This window comes from Companilactobacillus nantensis DSM 16982 (assembly GCF_001435815.1).
Classification (GTDB): domain Bacteria; phylum Bacillota; class Bacilli; order Lactobacillales; family Lactobacillaceae; genus Companilactobacillus; species Companilactobacillus nantensis.
Window position 1 is genome coordinate 1 of record NZ_AZFV01000077.1, and the last position, 1,149, is coordinate 1,149.

The 1,149-nt window shown below is 38.1% G+C and carries 1 protein-coding gene; it reads right to left on the minus strand.

The window, feature by feature from the left end; genetic code table 11:
• Window positions 1-86: 86 nt before the first annotated feature.
• A complete protein-coding gene (locus tag FD31_RS13755; protein ID WP_186811277.1) occupies window positions 87-1,118 on the minus strand; it encodes an IS30 family transposase in 1,032 nt (343 codons plus the stop codon).
• Window positions 1,119-1,149: the final 31 nt, after the last annotated feature.

Below are 1,149 nucleotides of genomic sequence, written 5' to 3' on the forward strand. Positions count from 1 at the left end.
TCGAAAATTTCAATAACAAGTTAGCCACTTGGACAAAATAAATTGAATCCAAGTGATATCAGTATTTGAAGTTTATAAATATGTCTTTAAGCGCCACAGGAACTAGCAAAGAGTTCTTGTGGCGTTTTATAGTTCAATAACTTTCTAGGCATATTGTTGAGCTTAAATTCTATGTCTCTTATTACTTTTGGGCTGACTGTATCCAGTGACAGCCCTTTGGGCAAGTCACGACGTATCATTCGATTATGTACTTCATTTGTTCCACGTTCACAAGATGTATATGGGTGTGTGAAGTAAACATCCGCAACGCCAGCCATATCAGATGATAGATTAGAGAACTCAGGGCCATTGTCTGCAGTGATTGAATTGATAAGATCACCATAGTTCTTTATGATCTCTTTCATAGCATAATCTACAGAGTCGGCATCTCTACCGTCAATAAGTCTCATTATTTCAAAGCGTGTCTTACGCTCTATGAGCGTTAAGACGACACTCTCATGGCCATTTCTTTTGCCCACAATCGTGTCTATCTCAAAGTCCCCAAAGGATTCTCTGCTATCAACACTTTTAGGGCGTTTCTCAATACTACGACCAAGTAGACGCTTATGCTTTTTTGAAGTATGTTGCTTAGTCGGTCTAGTTGACTTTTCTACCAGATCAATATTCCGGATTTCAAGTCGTTGTTCATCAATATATTTGTAAAGTGTAGTAGTACAAACCATTTCATCTACTAAGAATAATTCTTCGTTCTTAACTCGTCCAACGGCCGTATCAGGTGACCATCCATTATCTATGAACTGGCTTACAAAGAAGCCTAAAAAGGCTGTGACTTGGTCGAATTTAGAAGGACGATGGCAAAGCTTACGGTTCTTTACATACTTTTGATGTGCAGTGTCAGGAAAGTAGCAATTCAAGTGTTGAACTTTACCATTAACTTTCTTGATCTGCTCAACAGTACCTCTGTTAATTTCATTATTAATAGTCTGAGGTGAAACGCCGATAGCTTTAGCTATCTGGCGATTCGAGTAGCCAATTGAATGAAAGGAAGCAATCTTTCCACGTTCAATTTCAGTTAAATGATGTCCTTTAGGACGATTTATGATATTCTGTTCTAGCACCAAGACGAAAAACCTCTTTCATTGTTTGTGT